Here is an 819-nt window from a genome sequence, read left to right on the forward strand (position 1 = left end):
AGGGACTGGCGATGAACCGCTCGGCCGTCAGCTCGGGACGGTTGAGGTAGCCACGCGCCACCCCCGCCCCGCCGATGTAAAGCTCGCCCACCGCCCCGAACGGCACGGGCGCGCCATGACCGTCCAGCAGATACACCCGCGTGTTCGCAATCGGACGGCCGATCGGGAGACGGCGGAATGTCTTATCAATTGCAGTGATCTCGCAAACTGTCGCGAAGGTCGTCGTCTCGGTCGGACCATAGCAGTGAACGAGACGTACAGGACCTTCTTCCCTCAGCAATTTCAGAAACGAGGGAAGGTCATTGCTTTCGCCTCCACAGAGGAGGTATTTAAGTTGTGCTAACGTCGGGGCAATCGATGATGTATACTGGTTGAATAACGCTGTTGTTAGAAAAAGTGATGTCACCCCTTGCTGTTCAAGCGTCCTGGCAAAACTTGATGCATTTAAGACGGTGGTGGCATCCATTGCAATAATGCAGCCACCGTTAAGTAGCGGCGCCCACACTTCAAATGTGCTGGCATCGAAGGCGGGATTACCCGCCCATGCCACACGATCTCCGGCATCGATCTTCGCATAGCCATTGTTGATGACGAGCCGGTTGACGGCACGGTGAGGCACAACAACTCCCTTGGGAAGGCCAGTCGAACCAGACGTGTACATCACATAAGCGGCAGCTTCGGCGCTCAATGCCAGGCCAGGATCGGCACTACATCCTGTTCCAACCATGAGCGGCTCAATGGGCAAAACAGGGATCGTCGCCTCAACCAGGTCATCATCGTCACTCTTGCCAAGCACCAGGCGCGCAGCACAATCGGCCA

General features: G+C 56.9%; 1 protein-coding gene. It reads right to left on the bottom strand.

Annotated elements, in window-relative coordinates; translation table 11 throughout:
- Positions 1 to 819: AMP-binding protein (locus tag NKJ23_RS34500; RefSeq protein WP_352685190.1), on the bottom strand; the 819-nt coding region annotated here is incomplete at both ends.

Origin of the sequence: Mesorhizobium sp. M0184, from assembly GCF_040322215.1 — a bacterium.
GTDB lineage: Bacteria > Pseudomonadota > Alphaproteobacteria > Rhizobiales > Rhizobiaceae > Mesorhizobium.